15 protein-coding genes, 1 tRNA gene and 1 other RNA gene are annotated in these 21,936 nt (G+C 73.3%); 11 read left to right on the top strand and 6 right to left on the bottom strand.

The annotated features are described in order from the left end of the window. Positions 1 to 11: 11 nt before the first annotated feature. Both VGI02_RS13715 and VGI02_RS13720 read right to left on the bottom strand, forming a co-directional pair. Positions 12 to 575: a class I SAM-dependent methyltransferase gene (locus tag VGI02_RS13715; protein WP_331627958.1), complete on the bottom strand. Its 564-nt coding sequence runs from the start codon at positions 573 to 575 to the stop codon at positions 12 to 14. 114 nt (positions 576 to 689) lie between these two features. Further along, positions 690 to 777, bottom strand: a tRNA-Ser gene (locus tag VGI02_RS13720). Positions 778 to 889: 112 nt separating this feature from the next. Between VGI02_RS13720 and ffs the strand changes: the two genes are divergently transcribed. Together ffs and VGI02_RS13730 are read left to right on the top strand one after the other, a co-directional pair. Next, positions 890 to 984, top strand: an RNA gene (ffs, locus tag VGI02_RS13725) — signal recognition particle sRNA small type. Between the two features lie 101 nt (positions 985 to 1,085). After that, a complete protein-coding gene (locus tag VGI02_RS13730) occupies positions 1,086 to 3,512 on the top strand; it encodes a DNA polymerase III subunit gamma and tau (RefSeq protein WP_331627945.1) in 2,427 nt (808 codons plus the stop codon). 13 nt (positions 3,513 to 3,525) lie between these two features. Here the strand turns inward: VGI02_RS13730 and VGI02_RS13735 are convergent, their stop codons facing one another. Then, the gene (locus VGI02_RS13735) at positions 3,526 to 5,340 is read right to left on the bottom strand and encodes a S9 family peptidase (protein WP_331627946.1); all 1,815 of its coding nucleotides are present in this window, start codon (positions 5,338 to 5,340) and stop codon (positions 3,526 to 3,528) included. An 80-nt stretch (positions 5,341 to 5,420) separates the two neighbouring features. Between VGI02_RS13735 and VGI02_RS13740 the strand changes: the two genes are divergently transcribed. Together VGI02_RS13740 and recR are read left to right on the top strand one after the other, a co-directional pair. Next, positions 5,421 to 5,753 (top strand): YbaB/EbfC family nucleoid-associated protein, encoded by a 333-nt coding sequence (locus VGI02_RS13740; RefSeq protein ID WP_331627959.1) that lies wholly within the window; start codon positions 5,421 to 5,423, stop codon positions 5,751 to 5,753. A gap of 39 nt (positions 5,754 to 5,792) precedes the next feature. Beyond that, a complete protein-coding gene (recR, locus tag VGI02_RS13745) occupies positions 5,793 to 6,440 on the top strand; it encodes a recombination mediator RecR (RefSeq protein WP_331627947.1) in 648 nt (215 codons plus the stop codon). Between the two features lie 43 nt (positions 6,441 to 6,483). On the opposite strand, the gene leuA is transcribed toward recR, so the two are convergent. After that, entirely contained in the window at positions 6,484 to 8,298 is a 1,815-nt protein-coding gene (gene leuA, locus VGI02_RS13750; RefSeq protein WP_331627948.1) for a 2-isopropylmalate synthase, read from the bottom strand. 282 nt (positions 8,299 to 8,580) lie between these two features. On the opposite strand from leuA, the gene VGI02_RS13755 reads away from it, so the two are divergent. From VGI02_RS13755 to VGI02_RS13775, 5 genes are all read left to right on the top strand, one after another. Further along, positions 8,581 to 8,934, top strand: coding sequence for a hypothetical protein (locus VGI02_RS13755; RefSeq protein WP_331627949.1), 354 nt, complete (start codon positions 8,581 to 8,583; stop codon positions 8,932 to 8,934). Between the two features lie 121 nt (positions 8,935 to 9,055). Further along, positions 9,056 to 10,321, top strand: a complete 1,266-nt coding sequence (locus tag VGI02_RS13760) for an aspartate kinase (protein WP_331627950.1) — start codon at positions 9,056 to 9,058, stop codon at positions 10,319 to 10,321. An 8-nt stretch (positions 10,322 to 10,329) separates the two neighbouring features. Beyond that, entirely contained in the window at positions 10,330 to 11,385 is a 1,056-nt protein-coding gene (locus tag VGI02_RS13765; protein WP_331627951.1) for an aspartate-semialdehyde dehydrogenase, read from the top strand. 299 nt (positions 11,386 to 11,684) lie between these two features. Continuing rightward, the gene (locus tag VGI02_RS13770; RefSeq protein ID WP_331627952.1) at positions 11,685 to 12,173 is read left to right on the top strand and encodes a Fur family transcriptional regulator; all 489 of its coding nucleotides are present in this window, start codon (positions 11,685 to 11,687) and stop codon (positions 12,171 to 12,173) included. Positions 12,174 to 12,228: 55 nt separating this feature from the next. Further along, positions 12,229 to 13,707 carry a catalase gene (locus tag VGI02_RS13775; RefSeq protein ID WP_331627953.1) on the top strand — a complete coding sequence of 493 codons (1,479 nt, stop codon included), beginning with the start codon at positions 12,229 to 12,231 and terminating at the stop codon, positions 13,705 to 13,707. Positions 13,708 to 13,788: 81 nt separating this feature from the next. Here VGI02_RS13775 and VGI02_RS13780 read toward each other — a convergent pair whose 3' ends face one another. Continuing rightward, on the bottom strand, positions 13,789 to 14,715 hold the full coding sequence (locus VGI02_RS13780) for an SDR family oxidoreductase (RefSeq protein WP_331627954.1): 927 nt from the start codon (positions 14,713 to 14,715) through the stop codon (positions 13,789 to 13,791). A gap of 97 nt (positions 14,716 to 14,812) precedes the next feature. On the opposite strand from VGI02_RS13780, the gene VGI02_RS13785 reads away from it, so the two are divergent. After that, entirely contained in the window at positions 14,813 to 15,379 is a 567-nt protein-coding gene (locus VGI02_RS13785) for a TetR/AcrR family transcriptional regulator (RefSeq protein ID WP_331627955.1), read from the top strand. A 23-nt stretch (positions 15,380 to 15,402) separates the two neighbouring features. Here VGI02_RS13785 and VGI02_RS13790 read toward each other — a convergent pair whose 3' ends face one another. Continuing rightward, positions 15,403 to 17,292 carry a S9 family peptidase gene (locus VGI02_RS13790; protein ID WP_331627956.1) on the bottom strand — a complete coding sequence of 630 codons (1,890 nt, stop codon included), beginning with the start codon at positions 17,290 to 17,292 and terminating at the stop codon, positions 15,403 to 15,405. A gap of 90 nt (positions 17,293 to 17,382) precedes the next feature. Between VGI02_RS13790 and VGI02_RS13795 the strand changes: the two genes are divergently transcribed. Beyond that, on the top strand, positions 17,383 to 21,936 hold a 4,554-nt coding region (locus VGI02_RS13795), incomplete at its 3' end, for an ATP-binding protein (RefSeq protein ID WP_331627957.1).

The following is a 21,936-nucleotide window of genomic DNA, read 5'->3' on the forward strand; positions in this document are numbered from 1 at the left end:
CGCGCGGGTGATCAGCTCTTCCGTGCCGTGAAGCGCAGACGCGTGTCGGGCATGAGCCCGACCTCGGGGGCGTCGTCGAACCCGGCCGTGGTCAGCCTCGCGGGCAGCGTCCCCGGGTCGACGACGACCATCGTGTCGCCGATGTGGAGCACCCGGAAGCGCAGGCTGAGCTGGGAGTCGACCCCGCGGAACACCCCGCCGGGGCGCAGCACCCGGGCTGCCTCGGCGAAGAGCGCGTCCTGCAGCGCCCGCGACGGGACGTGGTGGAGCATCGTGAAGCAGACGACCGCCGAGAAGCGCCCGTCGTCGAACGGCAGGGCGGTGCCGTCGCCGTGCACGATCGTCGCCCGCCCGCGGTACTCGGCGTCCAGGCGCTCCGCCGAGGCCTCGTCCACCTCGACGGCCGTCAGCCGCGGCACCCATCCGAGCAGCACGGCCGTCGTCGCGCCGTAGCCCGGACCGATCTCCAGGACGTCGTCGCCGAGGTCGACCTCGGCGAGGTCGCCGGGCATCCGGTCGGCGACCTTCGTGGCCCAGTCGGCGGAGCTGCAGAGGCGACGGTGCATCAGGTTCATCGGCACGGCCCCGACGATCCCCGTCCCGGGCCGCGTCCGCGAACCTGGCCGAGGCCCCGGAGACGACGAACGCCGGGCCTGCCCGTGAGGGAGGACCCGGCGAACGCTCGAGGCTGGCGGAGGATACGGGATTCGAACCCGTGAGGGTGTTACCCCAACACGATTTCCAATCGTGCGCCTTAGGCCACTCGGCCAATCCTCCGCCGGGAATCGTACAGGCCCCTCCCGTGGCATCCGTGGGGTGGAGGGAGGCCCCGGCGACGGCGGCCGACCCCACCCCTGGGGAACGGGCCCGGCGGACCGGTAGAGTCGTCTCCGGACCCCGCGCGGCGTCCATCCTGTGAACTCCCCCAGGGCCGGAAGGCAGCAAGGGTCAACGGGCTCTGGCGGGTGCGCGGGGTCCCCTTTCGTCCCGGGCGCCGCTCCACGAGAAGCCGCCCCGTCGCTGTCGGACCGCCCGCGTAGCCTCGCGGCCGTGGCGGGGACACCGACAGCAGTAGAGCAGGACCGATGAGCCTCGCGCTGTACCGCAGGTACCGGCCCGGCACGTTCGCCGAGGTCGTGGGGCAGGAGCACGTCACCGATCCGCTGCGCACCGCGCTGTCCGCGGGCCGGATCAACCACGCCTACCTGTTCTCCGGCCCGCGCGGCTGCGGGAAGACCTCCAGCGCCCGGATCATGGCCCGCTCGCTGAACTGCGAGCAGGGCCCCACGCCGGACCCGTGTGGGGTCTGCGAGTCCTGCATCGCGCTGGCCCCGAACGGTCCCGGGTCCCTCGACGTCACCGAGATGGACGCGGCCAGCCACAACGGCGTCGACGACGCGCGCGAGCTGCGGGACCGCGCGCACTTCGCGCCCGTCAGCTCCCGGTACCGCGTCTTCATCATCGACGAGGCGCACATGGTGACCACGGCGGCGTTCAACGCGCTGCTCAAGGTCGTCGAGGAGCCGCCCGAGCACCTGATCTTCGTCTTCGCGACCACGGAGCCGGACAAGGTGCTGGCGACCATCCGGTCGCGGACCCACCACTACCCGTTCCGTCTGCTGCCGCCGAGCACGCTGCGCGGCCTGCTCGAGCGCATCTGCGGCGAGGAGGACGTCTCCGTCGAGCCCGCGGTCTACCCGCTGGTGGTGCGCGCGGGCGGCGGATCGGCGCGCGACTCGCTGTCGGTGCTGGACCAGCTGCTCGCCGGTGCCGACGATGCCGGGGTCACCTACGCGCGCGCGGTCGGGCTGCTGGGGGTCACCGACGTCGCGATCCTCGACGACGTCGTCGACGCCCTCGGCGCCCACGACGGTTCCGCGGTGTTCGGCGCCGTCGACCGGCTCGTGGAGGCGGGCCACGACCCACGCCGCTTCGCCGCCGACCTCCTCCAGCGGCTGCGGGACCTGATCCTCGTGCACGCCGTGCCCGACGCGGGGGAGAAAGGACTGGTCGACGTCCCCGCGGACGAGCTCGAGCGGATGGTCGACCAGGCCCAGCGCCTCGGTCCCGCATCCCTGGCGCGGCACGCCGAGCTGGTGCACACCGCGCTGACCGAGATGCGCGGGGCCACCGCGCCCCGGCTTCTCCTGGAACTGGTGTGCGCCCGGATGCTGCTGCCCGCCGCATCGTCGTCGGACGCCGCGCTCGTGCAGCGGCTCGAGGGTGTCGAGCGGCGGCTGCAGGCCGGGGCCACCGCGGGCGCCGGCGGGCCGCTCGCCCCGGGTGCCGGGCCGGCCGTGCCCGAGCAGGACTCCGCGGAACCCCGCTTCCAGCGGCCGTCCCGGCAGCGCGACGAGGACGAGGCGCCCGCCCCGGCGCAGGAGGCCCCGCCGGCCGCGTCGGCCCCGGTGCCCACCGGGCAGGCGGCGCACGCGCAGGACGCCACGGTCGAATCACCCACCGACCGGCCGACCGCGACGGTCGAGGGCCCCCGGGAGCCGGACCGGTCGGACGGGGGACGCGCCCCGCAGCAGTCGGCGGGCCGGCAGACCCCGGTCGAGCAGGCCCCCGCCGACCAGCCCGCCGCGGCGGTCGACCGGCCGCCCCGGGAGGAGCCCGCGGCGCCCGAGCAGGCGGAGCAGGCCCGGCCCGCCGCCGCGCCCGGGGCGATGGACGCCGCGGGCCTGCGCCGGATCTGGTCCGAGGTGATGTCGGCGGTCCGCGAGTCGAGCAAGCCGACGCACGCGCTCCTCCAGAACGCCACGGTCGCCGCCGTCGAGGGCACCACCGTCACGCTCGCGATGCCGACGCCGCCGCTCGCCAAGCAGCTCTCGCAGCCGAACCGGGCCGCTCACGTCACCGCCGCGCTTCGGCGCGTGCTCTCCGGGGAGTGGGCGGTGCGGGCGGTCGACGCGGACGGGCGCGGACCGGGCGGATCCGGCCCGGGCGGGTCCGGCCCCGGTGGTTCCGGCGGCCCGGACCAGCGTGGTCGTGGCGGTCCGCCCCCGACCGCGCCGCAGCGCGCCCAGCCTCCGGCCCGCGGTGCGTCCCAGCCCGAAGGCCGGTCGCGCGGCGGGCGCGAGTCGTCGCCGTCGCCGTCCGAGCGCTCCGCCGACCCCGATCCGGGCGCCCCGGCCGGACGGCCGCAGTTCCAGCGTCCGAGCGCGCGCGACGGCGGCGCCGGCCCGTCCGGCGGCACCGGCCCGTCCGGCGGCACCGGCCCGACCGGTGGCGCCGGCCCGACCGGCGGTGCCCCCGCCCCGCCCGCGGAGCGCCCGCGGCCGCCCGAGCCCCCGGCCGGCAGCGACGCCCCGCGTCCGCCCGCCGGGCCCCCGGACATCCCGCCTCCACCCGAGCCGCCGGACGAGGAGGACGTCACCGAGGACGACATGTACGCCGAGGCGCACGCCGACCCGGGCTCGGGCGACCGCGCGGCCCGGCGCGACCCCGACGACATCGTCATGGAGCTGCTGACCGAACAGCTGGGCGCGCGGCGGGTCGACGGGCGCTAGCCGGGCCCGCCGGTCACCCCAGGACGCGGCCGAGGAAGTCGATCGCGCGCGGGTAGGCGTCGAGCCGGTTGGCGCGCTGGGCCAGGCCGTGGCCCTCGTCGCCGTAGACCACCAGCTCGACCTCGACGCCGTTGTCCCGCACGGCGGCCGCGACCTGCTCGGCCTCCGAGAGCGGCACCCGCGGGTCGTTGGCGCCGTGGATGACGAACAGCGGGGCGCGCACGTCGGAGATCCGGTTCAGCGGCGAGGCCCGCTCCAGGAACTCGCGGTTGCGCTCGAGGGAGCCGTACTCCCGCTCGCGGTGGGCGCGGCGGTACGGCGAGGTGTTCTCCAGGAACGTCACCAGCGACGAGATGCCGACGATGTCGACACCCGCGGCCCAGCGCTCGGGCTGGAAGGCGACCCCGGCGAGCACCATGTAGCCGCCGTACGAACCGCCCCAGAGCGCCGAGCGCGCCGGGTCGAGGCCGAGCTCGGGCAGGTAGTCGTGGATCGCGGCGAGGTCGGCGACCGAGTCGAGCCGTCGCTCGACGTCGTCCAGGGCGTACCAGCGCTTGCCGTAACCGACGGACCCGCGCACGTTCGGCACCAGCACGGTGTGCCCCTGCGCGGTCAGCGCCTGCACGATCGGGGAGAACGAGCGCACGGACTGGCCCTCGGGTCCGCCGTGCACGATCAGCACGCTCGACCCCGTCGGGGATGCGGGGCCGTAGACGAAGCACGGCACCGTCTCCCCGTCCGGGGTCGGGACGCCGACGCTCGTCGGGGTGACCAGCTCGAGGCCCTCGAGGTCGCCCACCGACGTCGCCGCGGTGCCGGTGCGCCCGGTCGCGGCGTCGACGAGGACGACGTCGGCCGGGATCGTCGGCGACGTCCAGGTCAGGGCGAGGCCCAGCGAGTCGGCCGACCAGCGCGGCACCGTCAGGAAGTCGCCGACCCCGACGCCGGGGGTGATGACGTCGACGCGGTGCGCCCCGGTCGCCGCGTCGTGGATCGCGAGCCGGGAGGCGCCGTCGTCGTCGGTGATCACGAAAAGCCTCGTGCCGTCGGGGGAGAGGCGCCCGGTGACGTCGTGGGCGTCGTCGGTGACCAGGTAGCTCACGGTGCCGGTGGCCGGGTCCAGGCGGGCGAGCCCGGTGCGGTCGCGCCCGGAGTCGGTGGTGACGATCGCGGCGGTGGAGTCGGGCAGCCACTGCAGGCCGCTGAAGATCGCGGGCTCGTCGGCGGGGGTGATCTCGCGGACCTGGGCGCCGGCGAGCAGGAGCACCTGCGAGCTCATCGCGGGGGTCCCGGGGCGGGTCATGAGCGCGCCGGACCCGTCGGGGGCGACCGCCGCGCCACCGACCATGCCGCCGCCGTCGTAGAGGACCGTCTCGGTGCCCGCGGCAGGGCCGCCCACGTCGCGCAGCACGAGGTCGAAGTCGACGCCGTTGCGGCGGTTGGTGGCGTAGACGACCCGCCCGCCGTCGAGCACCTCCGCGAGCGAGTGGATGTGCGCGGGGTCGTGCACGAGCGGCTCGAGGCCCTCCTCGGCGACAGGGTCGGTGACCTCGTCGGGGCGCAGCAGCGACAGCTGGGCCCGCTCGTCGCCCGCGGAGTCGTGCGAGACGACGACGGTGCGCGGGGAGACCCCCTTCAGGTACCGGCCGGAGCACGCGCCGGGGAGCGCCGTGAGGGTGCGGCGCGCGCCGTCCGGGGTGAGCTCGACGAGCTGCACCGAGCCGGAGGTGTCGTCGCCGGCGAGGACGCGACCGTCCGCGTCGACGTCGAACGCACGCCAGGTGCGGGCGGAGAGCAGGCGGTGGACGAGGTCGGCGGTGTCGCTCACCCGCGCCACTCTGCCCGACGCCTGCGCGTCCCGGACGGCGCACGCCCTACCCTGGGGGCGTGGAGCCAGGACAGTCCGACATGCCCGACATGGGTGCCCTCCTGCAGCAGGCCCAGGCCATGCAGGAGCAGCTCATGAACGCCCAGGCCGAGCTCGCGGAGACGGAGGTGACCGGCCAGGCAGGCAACGGCCTCGTCACGGTCACCCAGACCGCCGCAGGCGAGGTTCGCGGCCTCAAGATCGACCCCAAGGTCGTGGACCCCGGTGACGTGGACACGCTCCAGGACCTCGTCCTGGGCGCTCTCGCCGACGCCGCCGACAACGCCGCGCAGCTGCAGGCCGAGAAGATGGGCCCGCTCGCCGGCGGGCTGGACATGGGGGGCGGGCCCGGCGGCCCGCAGCTGGGGGCCTAACCGCACGGGGTGAGCGGAGCGACGGGGAGGTAGGCGTCAGTGTTCGAGGGCCCGGTCCAGGACCTGATCGACGAGCTCGGCCGTCTCCCCGGCATCGGTCCGAAGAGCGCCCAGCGTCTGGCGTTCCACATCCTCGCGACGGAGGAGGCCGACATCACGCGCCTCCAGGAGGCGCTGGCGAAGGTCAAGGCGGGCGTCGTGTTCTGCGAGGTCTGCGGGAACGTCAGTGAGAAGCCGCGCTGCCGGATCTGTGGTGACAGCCGCCGGGACGCGACGCTGGTGTGCGTCGTCGAGGAGCCCAAGGACGTCATGGCCGTGGAGCGCACCCGGGAGTTCCGGGGGCGCTACCACGTGCTGGGTGGGGCGCTGGACCCGATGGGCGGCGTCGGCCCCGACCAGCTCCGCGTGCGCGAGCTCCTCCGGCGGATCGGCGGGTCGCCTGCTTCCCCCGGAGAGGACGACGCAGCGGGCGAGCCGGAGCCCGAGATCGCCGAGGTCATCCTCGCGATGGACCCGAACACCGAGGGCGAGGCGACCGCCACCTATCTGGTGCGTCTGCTCCGCGACTTCCCCGGGCTCTCGGTGACGAAGCTGGCGTCCGGCCTGCCCATGGGTGGTGACCTGGAGTTCGCCGACGAGCTGACCCTCGGCCGCGCCCTGGCCGGTAGGAGGCCTACGGCCATGTGAGCGGATTTGGTCGTCGGGACGGCCAAATCCGCTCACATGCGCGTCAGCGCATCGCCCGATTCACCGCCGACACGACGGCCTTCAGCGAGGCGGTGAGGATCGAGCCGTCGATCCCGATGCCCCACACCTCGACGTCCCCGCCGCCCTCGCCGACACCGACCGCGGCCTCGACGTAGGCCGCGGCGCGGGCGTCGTCGCCGGCGGACATGGCGTGCTCGGCGTAGTCGAGGACGCGGACGTCGTAGCCGACCGAGGCGAGCGCGTCGACGAACGCGGCGATCGGGCCGTTGCCGACACCGGTGACCTCGTGGATGTCGCCCTCGACGCGCAGCGTGGCCTCGAGCTCGGCCTTGCCGTCGTCGTGGGTGGACACCCGGGAGCTCACCAGCTCGAGCGGGGACCGGCGGTTCAGGTACTCCTCGGCGAAGATGTCGTACATCTCCTTGGCGGAGACCTCACCGCCCTCGGAGTCGGTGACCTCCTGGACGCGGCGCGAGAACTCGATCTGCAGGCGGCGCGGCAGCTCCAGGCCGTGCTCGGTCTTCATCAGGTAGGCGACCCCGCCCTTGCCCGACTGCGAGTTGACCCGGATGACGGCCTCGTAGGTGCGGCCGACGTCCTTCGGGTCGATGGGCAGGTACGGGACCTCCCAGGGGTGCTCGTCGATCGACCGCCCGGCGTCGGAGGCCTGCACGCGCATCGCCTCGAGGCCCTTGTTGATGGCGTCCTGGTGCGAGCCGGAGAAGGCCGTGAACACGAGGTCGCCGCCCCACGGATGGCGCTCGCCGACGGGCAGCTGGTTGCAGAACTCGACGGTGCGCCGGACCTCGTCGATGTCCGAGAAGTCGATCTGCGGGTCGACCCCCTGGCTGAACAGGTTCATGCCCAGGGTCACCAGGCAGACGTTGCCGGTGCGCTCGCCGTTGCCGAACAGGCAGCCCTCGACGCGGTCGGCGCCGGCCTGCACGCCGAGCTCGGCGGCGGCGACGCCGGTGCCGCGGTCGTTGTGCGGGTGCAGCGACAGGATGATCGAGTCGCGGCGGGCGAGGTTGCGGTGCATCCATTCGATGGAGTCCGCGTAGACGTTGGGCGTCGCCATCTCCACCGTCGCCGGCAGGTTGACGATCATCGGCTTGTCGGGCGTCGGCTCCCAGACGTCGCCGACCGCGTCGACGATCTCCTTGGCGTAGGAGAGCTCGGTGCCGGTGTAGGACTCCGGCGAGTACTGGAAGCGCCAGTCGGTGCCGGGGCGCTTCTCGGCCTCGGCCCGCACGAACGCCGCGGCGTCGGTCGCGATCTTCGTGATGCCGTCGCGGTCGGAGCGGAAGACCACGCGGCGCTGCAGGATCGACGTCGAGTTGTAGAGGTGGACGACGGCCGAGTGCGCGCCCTCCAGCGACTCGAAGGTCCGGGTGATCAGCTCGGCCCGGGCCTGGGTCAGGACCTGGATACGGACGTCGGCGGGGACCGCGCCCTCGGTGATGATCTCGCGGACGAAGTCGAAGTCGGTCTGCGAGGCGGCCGGGAACCCGACCTCGATCTCCTTGTAGCCCATGCGCACCAGCAGGTCGAACATACGGCGCTTGCGGGCGGGCGACATCGGGTCGATCAGCGCCTGGTTGCCGTCGCGCAGGTCGACCGCGCCCCAGAGGGGCGCCTTGGTGATGATCTTGTCCGGCCAGGTGCGGTCCGGTACCGAGACCTTCTCGACGACGTCGGCGAAGGGACGGTAGCGGTGCACCGGCATGCGGCTGGGCCGCTGCGGGTTCCAGAACGGCTGGTCGGCGGGGATGTCGCCGTCGGGATGGACGACGGTCTCGCGGATATCGCCGATGGGTCCGTCAGGGGTGATGCTCATGGCTGGTGATCTCCGTGCGGCGGTGCAGGGATCCCGAGCGGTCCGCCCGGGGGCGACCGGCGAGCGCGCATCACCCGCGACGGGGAGCCGGTCTCGGTCAGGCCCCGCCGCGGCGCAGAAGGAGCAGCTCGCGGAACATCGTCCACCACGGTAGACCCATCCGACCCCGTGCGGGCAACCCGCGGCGCTCGGTGATCCGGGTCCCACCCCTCGGCGCGCGACGGTGACCGCTGGTCACCGTTCCACTACCGCCGGGTAGGCCGTCATGCCATGATCTGCGTCATGTCGCAGGACGCCGAGACCGGTCAGCAGCGCAAGGCGAGCACCTCGCAGGACATGCGCGCGCTGGCGAGCAAGTCGCTGACGCTCGCGGCCTCGGTGATCCGCATCCTCACGGTCATCTTCGCCGCCATCCTCGTCATCCACGTGGTGCTCACGGTGGCCTCGGCCAACCCGCAGAACGGCATCACGACGTTCTTCGCCGACGCCGCGAACAACCTCACGCTGGGCATCGGGGACCTCTTCCTCCCGGCGAGCGAGTCGCTCAAGGTGATCCTGAACTACGGCCTGGCCGCCGTCGTCTGGCTGGTCATCGGCATCGTCATCGCGAAGATCCTCAACGCGCTCGCGCCCTGATCCGGGGCTCCGCGCCACATCTGGGGAGTTCGTCCGGGACCGCTCGGCTAGGGTGGAGCCCCGGTCCGGGTCGCCGGACCGTCGGTCCAGCACATCCCCAGGTAGCCGGAGGTCGGTCGAGGTGGCGCTCGTCGTCCAGAAGTACGGCGGGTCGTCCGTCCAGTCCGCGGAGCGCATCAAGCGCGTGGCGGAACGGATCATGCGCACCCGCAAGGACGGCAACGATGTGGTGGTGGTCGCGTCGGCGATGGGCGACACCACCGACGAGCTGACCGACCTCGCGCTCGCCGTGCACCCGAGCCCACCGCCGCGTGAGCTGGACATGCTGCTGACCTCCGGGGAGCGCATCTCCAACGCGCTGCTGGCCATGGCGATCAACGCCCTCGGCGGGACCGCCCGGTCGTTCACCGGCTCGCAGGCCGGGATGATCACCACCGGGAAGCACGGCAACGCGCGGATCATCGACGTCACGCCGGGCCGCATCCACGCGGCCCTGAACGACGACGGGATCGCGCTGGTCGCGGGCTTCCAGGGCGTGAGCGCGGACTCCAAGGAGATCACGACGCTCGGCCGGGGCGGCTCGGACACCACCGCCGTCGCGATGGCGGCGGCCATGAAGGCCGACGTCTGCGAGATCTACTCCGACGTCGACGGCGTCTACTCCGCCGACCCGCGCATCGTCCCGAACGCGAAGCTGCTCGAGGGCATCACCTACGAGGAGATGCTCGAGATGGCCGCCTGCGGGGCGAAGGTACTGGCGCTGCGCGCCGTGGAGTACGCCCGCCGCGAGAACGTGGCCCTGCGGGTGCGCTCGTCGTACACCGACCATCCCGGAACCATGATCACCGGGTCCATCGAGGAGCTCAGCGTGGAACAGGCCGTCCTGACCGGGGTGGCGCACGACCGGTCCGAGGCCAAGGTGACCGTCGTCGGCGTCCCCGACCAGCCGGGGTTCGCGGCGCGCATCTTCCGCGCCGTCGCGGATGTCGACATCAACATCGACATGGTGCTGCAGAACGTCTCGCACCTGAAGACCGGCAAGACCGACGTGACCTTCACGCTCCCGGTCAAGGACGGCAAGAAGGCGGTCGACGCGCTCGCCGCGGTGCAGGCCGAGGTCGGCCACGAGGAGGTCATCTTCGACGAGCACGTCGGCAAGGTGACCCTGGTCGGCGCCGGTATGCGCAGCCACCCCGGCGTCACCGCGACGTTCTGTGAGTCCCTCGCCGAGGCCGGTGTGAACATCGAGATGATGAACACCTCGGAGATCCGCATCTCGGCCCTCATCCGGGACACCCAGCTCGACGACGCGGTCCGCGCGCTGCACGAGGCCTTCGACCTCGGCGGCGACACCGAGGCGAAGGTCCACGCCGGGACCGGAAGGTAGGAGACGCGATGACCACCCTCGCCATCGTCGGCGCCACCGGCGCGGTCGGCTCCGTCATGATCGACATCATCGACGCCCGCGAGACGGTGCCGTGGTCGGAGATCCGGCTCATCGCCTCGCCGCGCTCGGCGGGCCGCCGCCTCACCGTGCGCGGGCAGGAGATCGAGGTCGTCGCGCTCTCGGCCGAGGCGTTCGACGGCGTCGACATCGCCATGTTCGACGTCCCCGACGAGGTCAGCGCCACCTGGGCGCCCGTCGCCGTCGAGCGCGGGGCGATCGCCGTCGACAACTCCGGCGCGTTCCGGATGGACCCCGACGTGCCGCTCGTGGTGCCGGAGGTCAACGCGGCGGCCGCGCACACCCGGCCCAAGGGCGTCGTCTCGAACCCCAACTGCACGACGCTGTCGATGATGGCCGCGATCGGCGCCCTGCACCGGGCCTTCACGCTGACCGAGCTGGTGGTGGCGAGCTACCAGGCCGCCTCCGGGGCGGGCCAGGACGGCATCGACCGCCTGCAGGCCGAGATGTCGGCGGTGGCGGGCAAGGGCGTCGGGAACCGCGCCGGGGACGTGCGCGAGGCCCTGTCCGCGGCAGGCCTGTCCGACGACTCCCCGTTCCCCGCGCCGCTGGCGCTCAACGTGGTGCCGTGGGCCGGGTCGTGGCGGGAGGGCGGCTGGTCGTCGGAGGAGCTGAAGGTCCGCAACGAGTCGCGGAAGATCCTCGGTCTCGAGGGGCTCAAGGTCTCGGCGACCTGCGTGCGCGTGCCGGTCGTGACGACCCACGCGCTCGCGGTGCACGCGACGTTCGACTCCCCGGTCGACGTCGAGACCGCCCGCCAGGTGTTCGCCGCGCAGCCCTCGATCGTGCTGGTCGACGAGCCGCGCGAGGGCCGGTTCCCGACGCCGGCGGACGTCGTCGGGGAGGACCCGACCTACGTCGGGCGCATCCGGCAGGCGCTGGACTTCCCGAACACGCTGGACTTCTTCGTGTGCGGCGACAACCTGCGCAAGGGCGCGGCGCTCAACACCTACGAGATCGCCGAGGAGCTCGTCGGCGGCCGGTGAGTGCTCGGTCAGCGATGCGCCATCGCTGCCACCTGATGTCAGGACGGCACCGTCCTGACATGGCGGGCCCGCTGTTCCTCGGCGCCTTGTCGCGGGCTCCTGCGACGTTCTCGGCGGCTTGTCGCAGTGATTCCGGACGACAAGGGCTGGTCGAGGGCCCCGGAGTTCCTCGTCCGAACGGCGATCTGTCCGTCAGACCCGGGCGCCTGCCATGTCAGCGATGCGCCATCGTTGACACCTGGCGTCGGGACGGCCCTTTTCTTGACTGATTCCAGTTCCGGTGGCACCGTCGGGTCACCATGACGATCGACGGCCAGCGCCCCGGAGGCGTCCCCGACCTCGCCCCGCGGGACCCGCGGCACGACATCGGTGACGCCGTGACGGCGCTGCGCTCCGCGGGTCTGCGGGTCACCGCGCCCCGTCGCGCGGCGCTCGTCGCCCTCGCCGACCACCCGCACTCCACCGCGGACGCCGTCGCGAACGTCGTCCGCGCGGAGCTCGGTTCGGTGTCCACCCAGGCGGTCTACGACGTCCTCGCGGCGTGCGTGGACGCGGGCCTGGTGCGGCGCATCGAGCCGGCGGGTTCGGCGGCGCGCTACGAGACGCGGACCGGGGACAACCACCACCACGTGGTGTGCCGCTCGTGCGGAGCCACGGCCGACGTCGACTGTGTGGTCGACGACCGCCCGTGCCTCACGCCGTCCGATGACGGCGGATTCGAGATCGACGAGGCCGAGGTCGTGTTCTGGGGCCTGTGCCCTGCATGCCAGGTCACCCCGAGCGGGTAGCCCCAGACCTCACCGCCGTTTCGACCGCCTCCACCACCACCACGAGAGGTGAGAAGTGACTTCCGCGAATCAGTCCCGCCCCGCCACGGACGACGCCGGCATCCCGGCGCCGACTCACGAGTTCTCCGCCACGGTCGGGTCCAACGGTCCGATCGTGCTCCAGGACCACTACCTCATCGAACAGATGGCGAACTTCAACCGGGAGCGCATCCCGGAGCGCCAGCCGCACGCCAAGGGCAGCGGCGCCTTCGGTCGATTCGAGGTCACCCAGGACGTCTCCCGCTTCACCAAGGCCGCGGTGTTCCAGCCCGGCGAGGTGACCGAGGGCGCCATCCGTTTCTCCACCGTGGCCGGCGAGCGGGGCAGCCCCGACACCTGGCGCGACCCGCGCGGCTTCTCGCTGAAGCTCTACACGCGCGAGGGCAACTGGGACATGGTCGGCAACAACACGCCGGTCTTCTTCGTCCGTGACCCCATGAAGTTCCAGAACTTCATCCGGTCGCAGAAGCGCCTGGCCCGCAACGGCCTGCGCGACCACGACATGCAGTGGGACTTCTGGACGCTGTCGCCGGAGTCGAAGCACCAGGTCACCTGGCTCATGGGCGACCGGGGCATCCCGGAGACCTGGCGCAACATGAACGGCTACTCCAGCCACACCTACATGTGGGTCAACGCCGCGGGCGAGGAATTCTGGGTCAAGTACCACTTCATCACCGACCAGGGCGTGAAGTGCATGACCCAGGACGAGGCCGACGCGATGTGCGGCAAGGACAACGACTACCACCAGCGCGACCTCTACGAGGCCATCGAGCGCGGTGACCACCCGTCGTGGACCCTCAAGGTGCAGATCATGCCCTTCGAGGACGCCAAGACCTACCGCTTCAACCCGTTCGACCTGACCAAGGTGTGGCCGCACAGCGACTACCCGCTGCAGGAGGTCGGGAAGTTGACGCTGGACACCAACCCCGTCGACTACCACACCCAGATCGAGCAGCTGGCGTTCGAGCCGAACAACCAGCCCCCGGGGACGGGCCTCTCGCCCGACAAGATGCTGCTCGCCCGTGGCTTCTCCTACGCCGACGCCCACCGCGCCCGGCTCGGGGTCAACTACAAGCAGATCCCGGTGAACTCGCCGCGGGGTACCGAGTCCCACCCGTACACCGTCGCGGGCGCCATGCGGACGGTGAACGCGGTCGATCCGGTCTACGCGCCGAACTCCAAGGGCGCCCCGCAGACGACCGAGACGGTGCAGCCGCCGACGTGGTACTCGGACGGCGAGATCCAGCGCACCGCCTACGTGAAGCACCCCGAGGACTCCGACGAGATCCAGGCCCGCACCATGATGATGGAGGTCTGGAACGACGAGGAGCGCGAGCGCTTCATCGGCAACGTCTCGGGCCACCTCGCAGGTGGGGTCGGCGACGACGTGCTGGCGCGGGCGTTCGACTACTGGAAGTCCATCGACCAGGGCGTCGGTGAGCGCATCGAGGCCAAGGTCCGCGAGCTGACGGGCAAGGTCCTCTCGCAGAGCTGAGCCCCTCGAGGCTCCCGTGCACGACCGAAGGGCCCCTTCGCTCGATCCGTTCGAGCGACGGGGCCCTTCGGTCGTTCCGGGTCAGACGTACTTGCTCCCGGCGGCCTCGTCGAAGTAGTGGCCCTTGTCGAGGTCCTCGATCAGGCTGGGGCCGGTCGGCTCCCAGCCGGTGACCTCGCGGGTGATCGTGTTCGACGCCGGGCTGTCGAACCCGAGGAACATGCCGAGGAAGCCGAAGTGCTCGCCGGCGTCTTCCTCGGGCACCGACCGCACCGGCACGTCGAGGTGGCGCCCGATGGCCTCGGCGATCGCGCGCACCGGGATCCCCTCGTCGGCCACGCCGTGCAGGATCGAGCCGGCGGGCGCGACCTCGACGGCGAGGCGGAACAGGCGGGCGGCGTCGGACCGGGCGACGGCGGTCCAGCGGGCGGAGCCGTCGCCGGGATAGCCCGCGACGCCCTTCTCCCGCGCGACGTGGATCAGGGTCGGCACGAACCCGCCGTCGCCCTCACCGTGCACGGTCGGGGACAGCCGGACGACCGAGGAGCGGATGCCGCGCTCGGCGAGCGCCAGCGCGTCGTCGGCCGAGGCCTGACGGCCTCCCGCGAGGGACTCCGGGGCGGGTCGGTCGCTCTCGAGGGCCGGACGGCCGCCGATGGCGAGGCCGAGGACACCGGAGGCGATGGTGAGTGCCCCGCCGGACGGGAGCCCCTCCCCGAGGGCGGCGATCGCGGCCCGGTCCGACGCGACGGCCTCGGCGAACTGCCCGGTGAAGGCGATGTCGTGGCGGAAGGCCAGGTGGATGACGGCGTCGGACGCGGCGGCGGTGTCCCGCAGCAGGTCGGTGTCCTCGAGATCGCCGCGCACCACGGTGACACCGGCGGCCTCGAGCGCCGAGGCCGAGGCATCCGACCGGGCGAGGCCGGTGACCTGGTGACCGGCGTCGAGCAGCTCCGGGACGACGGCCGAGCCGATCCAGCCCGACGCCCCGGTGACGAACACGCGCATGAGATGTCCCTTCGCACTGCGTACCGTCGCCTGATGTCAGCGACTGACATGAGCGTAGCACCACATGTCAGTCGCTGACATCACCTAGACTCGGGGCATGGGTCGTTGGGTGCCGGGCGCGCGAGGACGCCTCCAGCTCGCGGCCATGGAGCTCTACGCGGAGCGCGGGTTCGAGCAGACCACCGTCGCCGAGATCGCGACCCGCGCGGGGCTCACCGAGCGCACGTTCTTCCGGCACTTCGCCGACAAGCGCGAGGTGCTCTTCGCCGGGCAGGACCAGCTGACCGAGCTCGTCCTCGCCGCGCTCGCCGAGGCTCCGGCCGAGCTGTCGGCGCTGGACGCCGCGACGGCGGCGTTCGCGGCGAGCACGGAGCTCTTCGGCGAGCGGCCCGACGGCCCGCGGGCCCGGCAGTCGATCATCGACGCCCACCCGGAGCTGCAGGAGCGCGAGCTCATCAAGCTGGCGAGACTCGGGTCCGCGATCGCCGAGGGGCTCGAGCGCCGCGGCGTGGCGGCCCCCGCGGCGTCGCTGGCCGCCCAGAGCTCGGTCGCGGTGTTCCGGACGGGCTTCGAGCGCTGGACCACCGCCGATGACGGCCGCAGCCTCGACGCGTGCCTCCGGGAGGCGCTGGCCGAGCTCAAGAAGGTGGCGTCAGCTCCCTAGCGGCCGGGCGTCCAGGCCCGTCGTCACCCCTTCTCCGCGATCGGCAGCGAGAGCCCCAGCGCCCGGCGGGCGAACGCGATCTCGGCGGCCGTGTGACGCAACGTCTCCGCGACGACGAGCGACCCGTGCCCGGCGTCGTAGCGGACCATCGCGTAGTCCAGTCCGCGCGCGGCGAGGCCGTCGAGGTAGTTGTCGATCTGCCGGATCGGGCAGCGCGGGTCGTTCTCGCCCGCGAGCACCAGCACCGGCGCGGACACCTCGTCGAGGTAGGTCAGGGGTGACGCCGTGGAGTAGATCTCCGGGACCTCGGTGGGCGAGCCGCCGAAGAGCGAGCGGTCGAACGCGCGCAGCGGCTCCATCTCGTCCTCGTAGGCGGCGACGTAGTCCGCGACCGGGACCCCCGCGCAGCCCACGGCCCAGCGCTCGGGCTGCAGGCCCAGACCCAGCAGCGTCAGGTACCCGCCCCAGGACCACCCCTCGAGCACGCACGCGGCCGGGTCCGCGAGACCGGACTCCACCGCCCAGGCCTGCACGACGGCGATGTCCTCGAGCTCGGTCGTCCCCGGCCGGCCCTCGATCGCGTCGCGCCACACCGAGCCGTAGCCCGACGAGCCGCGGTAGTTCACGTGCACCACCGCGAACCCGGCGTCCAGCCACACCGCGCGCACCGCCGAGTAGCGGTCCTCGTCCGCCGCCTGCGGACCGCCGTGGATCATGAACAGGGTCGGGACCGGGCCGCTCGTGCCCTCCGGTCGCGCGTAGAGGGCGTGCACGTCGCCGCCGGGACCGGGCACCCACCCGTCGTCGAGACGCATCGACGGCGCCGGGCTGGTCTTTCCCTCCTCATGGCTGCCCGGGGGCGTCAGCAGCACCTCGTCCGTGCCGTCGGGGCGCAGCACGCGCACCGACGACGGGTGCTCCGCCGACGACCAGCCGTACTCGATCGATCCGTCCGGGCGCACGTCCGCGCCGCCGACCGAGCCGCGCGCCGTCGGCAGGTCGCGCAGCTCTCCGGTCGCGAGGTCGTAGCGGTGCAGGGAGGTGCGCCCGGCCCGGGTGTGCGCCACGAGCAGCGCGGACGCGTCGGGGTAGAAGCCGGCGGAGACGTCGCCGGGCAGGTCGATGTCGACCTCGGTCTCGACCCCCGTCGCCGGGTCCCAGATGAGTACCTCGTCACGGCCGCGGCGCTCGTGGCCGACCAGCAGCCGGGTGTCGCCCGCCACCGGGGCGAACTCGATCGGGTCCAGGCCCTTGCCCTCGCCGTCGTGCAGGTCGGCGACCGCAGACCCGTCCGCGACCCGGAGCACCCGGATCGCCGGGTGGCGGGAGTCGCCGTGCTCGGAGTGCGAGATCGCGAGCAGGCTCTCGTCGCGGGAGAGCCCGCCGATGCCCGCGTCCTCGGTGTGCTCGTAGATCGTGCGCAGGGCCGCGTCGCCGACCGCGACGGCGAGAGTGGACCCGTCGTCGGTGGACCAGCCGATCGCGGTGGTGGTGCGCCCCAGGTCGAGGCCCGCGGGGTAGCCGCGCGCGGCGCCGTCGACGGCAGGCCCGGCCTTCGTGTCGTCCGCGACGAAGGGCTCGCGGACCCAGGTCCCGAACTCATCGCCGTCGGTGTCGTCGAACCACCAGATCTCGGCGCCGTCCACCGAGACCGTGGCGCCGCGGGTGCCGTTCGGCCGGTCGGTCACCTGCCGGTGGACGTCGCTGCGGCGGTCCCAGGCGTATACCTCCCAGGTGCCGCTGGCGTTGGAGGAGTAGACGCTGCGGTCGGTGGCGTCACGCGCCCAGTCCGGCACCGAGATCCGGGCGGCGGTGAAACGGCCGCGCCAGCGGGCCTCGGTGGCGGCCTCGGCGAAGAGGGGATCGGGGACGTCGACGGCGGGGTCGGTGCGCTGCGGGCTCTCGGTGACCACGCCCCGATCATGCCTGCTCGGGACCGGGTGCTCGAAATCATCGGGGCGACGGACTGGCGAGTACACGCGGAACGAGGAATCTTCTCGGGCGTGGCGAGCGACGAAGGTGCCGGCGGAGCGCGTCCGGTGGGGCGTATCGCGATCATCAACCGTGGCGAGGCAGCGGTCCGGTTGATCCACGCGGTGCGCGACCACAACGCGGAGCGGGGTCCCGACGAACCGATCCGCACCATCGCGCTCTACACCGACGCCGAGCCGGCGGCGATGTTCGTCCGCGAGGCCGACGTGACGTATGCCCTCGGGGCGGCGGCGGACCGCCCCTATCTCGACCACGACCGGCTCGAGGCCGCGCTGCTCGCGACCGAGGCCGACGCGGTGTGGGTCGGGTGGGGCTTCGTCGCCGAGGACCCGGAGTTCGCGGCCCGGTGCGCCCGGCTCGGCGTCACCTTCGTGGGACCGAGCGCGGACGCGATGCGCCGCCTCGGCGACAAGATCGGGGCGAAGCAGCTCGCGGAGGAGGTCGGCGTGCCGGTCGCCCCGTGGAGCGGGGGGCCGGCCGACTCGCTCGACGACGCCGTCGCCGCCGCCGGCCGCATCGGCTATCCGCTGATGCTCAAGGCTGCTGCGGGCGGCGGTGGGCGCGGCATCCGGCTGGTCCGGTCGGAGGACGAGCTGCGCGAGGCCTACCAGCCCACTCGCGACGAGGCGCTGCGCGCGTTCGGGAGCGAGGTCGTCTTCCTCGAGGCGCTGGTCACCGGCGCGCGGCACGTCGAGGTGCAGGTGATCGCGGACGCGCACGGCACCGCCTGGGCGCTCGGGGTCCGCGACTGCTCGGTGCAGCGGCGCAACCAGAAGGTCATCGAGGAGTCCGCCTCGCCCCTGCTGAGCGACGAGCAGACCGCGCTGCTGCGGGACTCCGCGGAGCGGCTCGCCGTGGCTGTCGGCTACTGCGGCGCGGCCACCGTGGAGTTCCTCTACCGCCCCGACGACGAGGTCTTCGCGTTCCTCGAGGTCAACACCCGCCTGCAGGTCGAGCATCCGGTCACCGAGATCACCACCGGCACCGACCTGGTGCGCCTGCAGCTGCACGTGGCGGTGGGCGGCCGGCTCACCGACGTCGGCGAGCGGCCCGCCGAGGTGGGGCACGCCGTCGAGGCCCGGCTCAACGCCGAGGATCCCGACCGCGACTTCGCGCCGTCACCGGGACGCATCGAGCTGCTCGACCTGCCCAGCGGGCCGGGCGTCCGGGTCGACACCGGGGTCAGCCGGGGCGACGTCATCCCCTCCGAGTTCGACTCGATGATCGCGAAGATCATCGCCAGCGGCCGGACCCGGGACGAGGCCCTGGCCCGGTTGCGCCGGGCCCTCGCCGAGACCGCGGTCGTCATCGAGGGCGGCGTGAGCAACAAGAGCTTCCTGCTCGACCTGCTCCACCGCCCCGAGGTGATCGACGGGACCGCCGACACCGGCTGGATCGACCGGGTCCGCGCCGAGGGCGGCCTGTCCGAGGAGCGCCACGCGGGCACGGCCCTGGTCGCGGCCGCCGTCGAGGCCTACGAGAGCGAGGAGCTCGTCGACGTCGCGCGCCTGCTCGAGACCGCCCGCGGCGGACGGCCGTACGTCCAGCACCGCGCCGTGCGCCCGTTCGAGCTGACCCTGCGGGGCCGCAGCCACCGTCTCGAGGTGTCCCGGGTCGGTGCCCGCCGCTTCCGCGTCACCGTCGCGGACGAGGACGTGCCCCACGAGCTGCACGTCGAGGTCCGCCCCCTCGACGCCCACCACAGCCGCCTGGTCCTGGGCGGGCGCACGCACCGCGTGCTGTCCGCGACCCACGGGCCCGTCCACTTCGTCGAGGTGGACGGGGTCGCCCACCGGGTCGGTCGCGACGAGGGCGGCGTGGTGCGCGCCCCCGCCCCCGCGCTCGTGGTCGCGACGCCGGTCGCGGTCGGGGACGAGGTGGCCGCCGGGTCGCCGGTGCTCGTCCTGGAGTCGATGAAGATGGAGACCCAGCTCCACGCGCCGTTCGCGGCGGTGGTGAAGGAGCTGCACGTCGCGACAGGCAGCCAGGTCGAGACCGGGACGGCTCTCGCGCGCCTGGAACCGGTCGAGACCGACGACGACGCTCCCGCGGTGACCGACGCCGCGCCCGACCTCGACCTGCCCGTGACCGACGAGCAGGCCCCGGCCGTCGACGACCTGTGCGCGGTGCTGCTCGGCTACGACGTCGCCCCGGGCGACGAGGGGGTGGCGCTCGAGCGCTGGCTCGCCGAGCGTGACGCCCGCACGGCCCGCGGCGAGGACGTCCACGACGACGAGATCGGCCTGCTCGGGATCTTCGCGGACTTCGCCGAGCTGTCGCGCAACCGGCCCGCCGACGAGGAGACCGGCGCCGAGATGCGGGTGCACAGCCCGCGGGAGTACTTCCACACCTACCTGCAGAGCCTCGACGTCGAACGCGGCGGCCTGCCCGAGATGTACACGGCGAAGCTGCGCAGCGTCGTCGCGCACTACGGCGTCGCCGACCTCACCCGGACCCCCGACCTCGAGCGCGCGGTGTTCCGGGTCTTCCTCGCCCAGCAGCGCTCGGCCCCGGAGCTCGCGATCGTCACGGCGATCCTGCAGCGCTGGCTCGGCGAGCACGTGCCGCCCGACGGCCTCGCCGGGACCGACCGCGCCGCCGGGATCCGCGAGCTGCTCGAACGGCTCGTCCGGGCCACCCAGCGGCGGTTCCCCGCCGTCGGCGACCTCGCGCGCAGCGTGCGCTACCGCTGGTTCGACGAGCCCGCGGCCGCCCGGGAGCGCGCCGCGGCCCTCGACCGGGTGTCCGGGGAGCTCGAGTACCTCGACGCCCACCCCGACGCCACCGACCGGGCCGCGCGGATCGAGGCCCTCGCAGGCACCCCGGAGCGGATCGTCGGCCTGCTCGCGAACCGGCTGCTCGACGGCCTGCCGGTGCGGGAGGCGCTCCTCGAGACCCTCGTGCGGCGGCACTACCGGGGCTACGAGCTGCGTCACCTCGGGGCGGCCTCGATCGGGTCGGCGGCCGACGAGGTGGACGGCCGGCCCGGGATCGAGGCCGACTACGTCCTCGACGAGCGGCCGACCCGGCTGGTCTCCACGGTCGGCACCGTCGCCGAGCTGGACCCGGCGAGCGCGCTCGCCCGGACGGTGGCCGAACGGGTCGCGGCCCGCTCCGCCGACCAGGCCGCCGTCGTCGACCTCTACCTCGCCTGGCCGGACGCGCCCGCCGACGCCGACGAGTGCTGCGCGGCCCTGCGGGACCTGTTGCTCGCGATCCCGTTCGCGCTCGACGTCCGGCGGGTGGCCGTCGCGGTCTGCACCCCGGGACTGCCGGTCGGCTACTTCACCTTCCGGCCCCTGCCCGACGCCGCCCACGGGCTCGTCGAGGACGACCTCGTCCGCGGCGTGCACCCGATGGTCGGCCGGCGCCTCGACCTGTGGCGCCTGCGTGACTTCGACATCACCCGGCTCGACGCGCCTGACGACGTCCTGCTCTACCACGCCGTCGCGACCGAGAACTCCGCCGACCAGCGGCTCGTGGCCCTCGCCCAGGCCCGCGAGCTCACCGTGGTGCGCGACGCCGAGGGACGGGTCAGCTCACTGCCGCAGGTCGAGCGGGCGATCGCCGGGTGCGTCGAGGGGATCCGGCGGGCCCGGGGCGAGCGGGCGTCCCGCAGCGTGCCGCTGGACATGAACCACGTCTGGCTGCACATCTGGCCGCCGATCGCCGCCGAGCTCGAGCAGGTCACCGCGCTGCGCAGCAGCATCGCCCCGATCACCTCGGGCGCAGGCATCGACGAGGTCCTCGCGCAGGGCCACCTGGTGGGGCCCGACGGCGAGCTGGTCCCCGTCGCCGGCAGCTTCTACGCCCAGCCGGGGGCCGGCGTGCAGTTCTCCGTCGGGCCACCGCCGACGGAGAACCTCGCCCCGATGGACGACTACGGGCAGAAGGTGATGCGGGCCCGCCGCCGCGGCACCGTGTACCCCTACGAGATCTTCTCCATCGTCGCGGGCGAGGGGGGCACCGTCGTCGAGTACGACCTCGACGAGAGCGGTGCCCTCGTCCCGGTGGACCGGCCCGCGGGCGGCAACCGGGCGGGGATCGTCGTCGGGGTCGCGACGACGCCGACGACGGTCTATCCGGAGGGCATCACGCGGGTCCTGCTCTGCGGGGATCCGACCAAGGCCCTCGGCGCCGTGTCCGAGCCCGAGTGCTCCCGGATCGTCGCCGCCCTCGACCTCGCCGAGACGATGGCGGTGCCGGTCGAGTGGTACACGCTCTCGGCCGGGGCGCGGATCGCGATGGACTCCGGCACCGAGAACATGGACTGGGTCGCGCGGGGGCTCAAGCGGATCATCGAGTTCACCCAGGCCGGGGGCGAGATCCACGTCGTGGTGGCGGGCATCAACGTCGGTGCGCAGCCGTACTGGAACGCCGAGGCCACGATGCTCATGCACACCAAGGGCGTCCTGGTGATGACACCGGACTCGGCCATGGTGCTCACCGGCAAGCAGGCGCTGGACTTCTCCGGCGGCGTGTCCGCCGAGGACAACTTCGGCATCGGCGGATACGACCGGGTGATGGGCCCGAACGGGCAGGCGCAGTACTGGGCGCCGAACCTG

The sequence above is a fragment of the Actinomycetospora sp. genome (assembly GCF_036497245.1).
Classification (GTDB): Bacteria; Actinomycetota; Actinomycetes; order Mycobacteriales; family Pseudonocardiaceae; genus Actinomycetospora.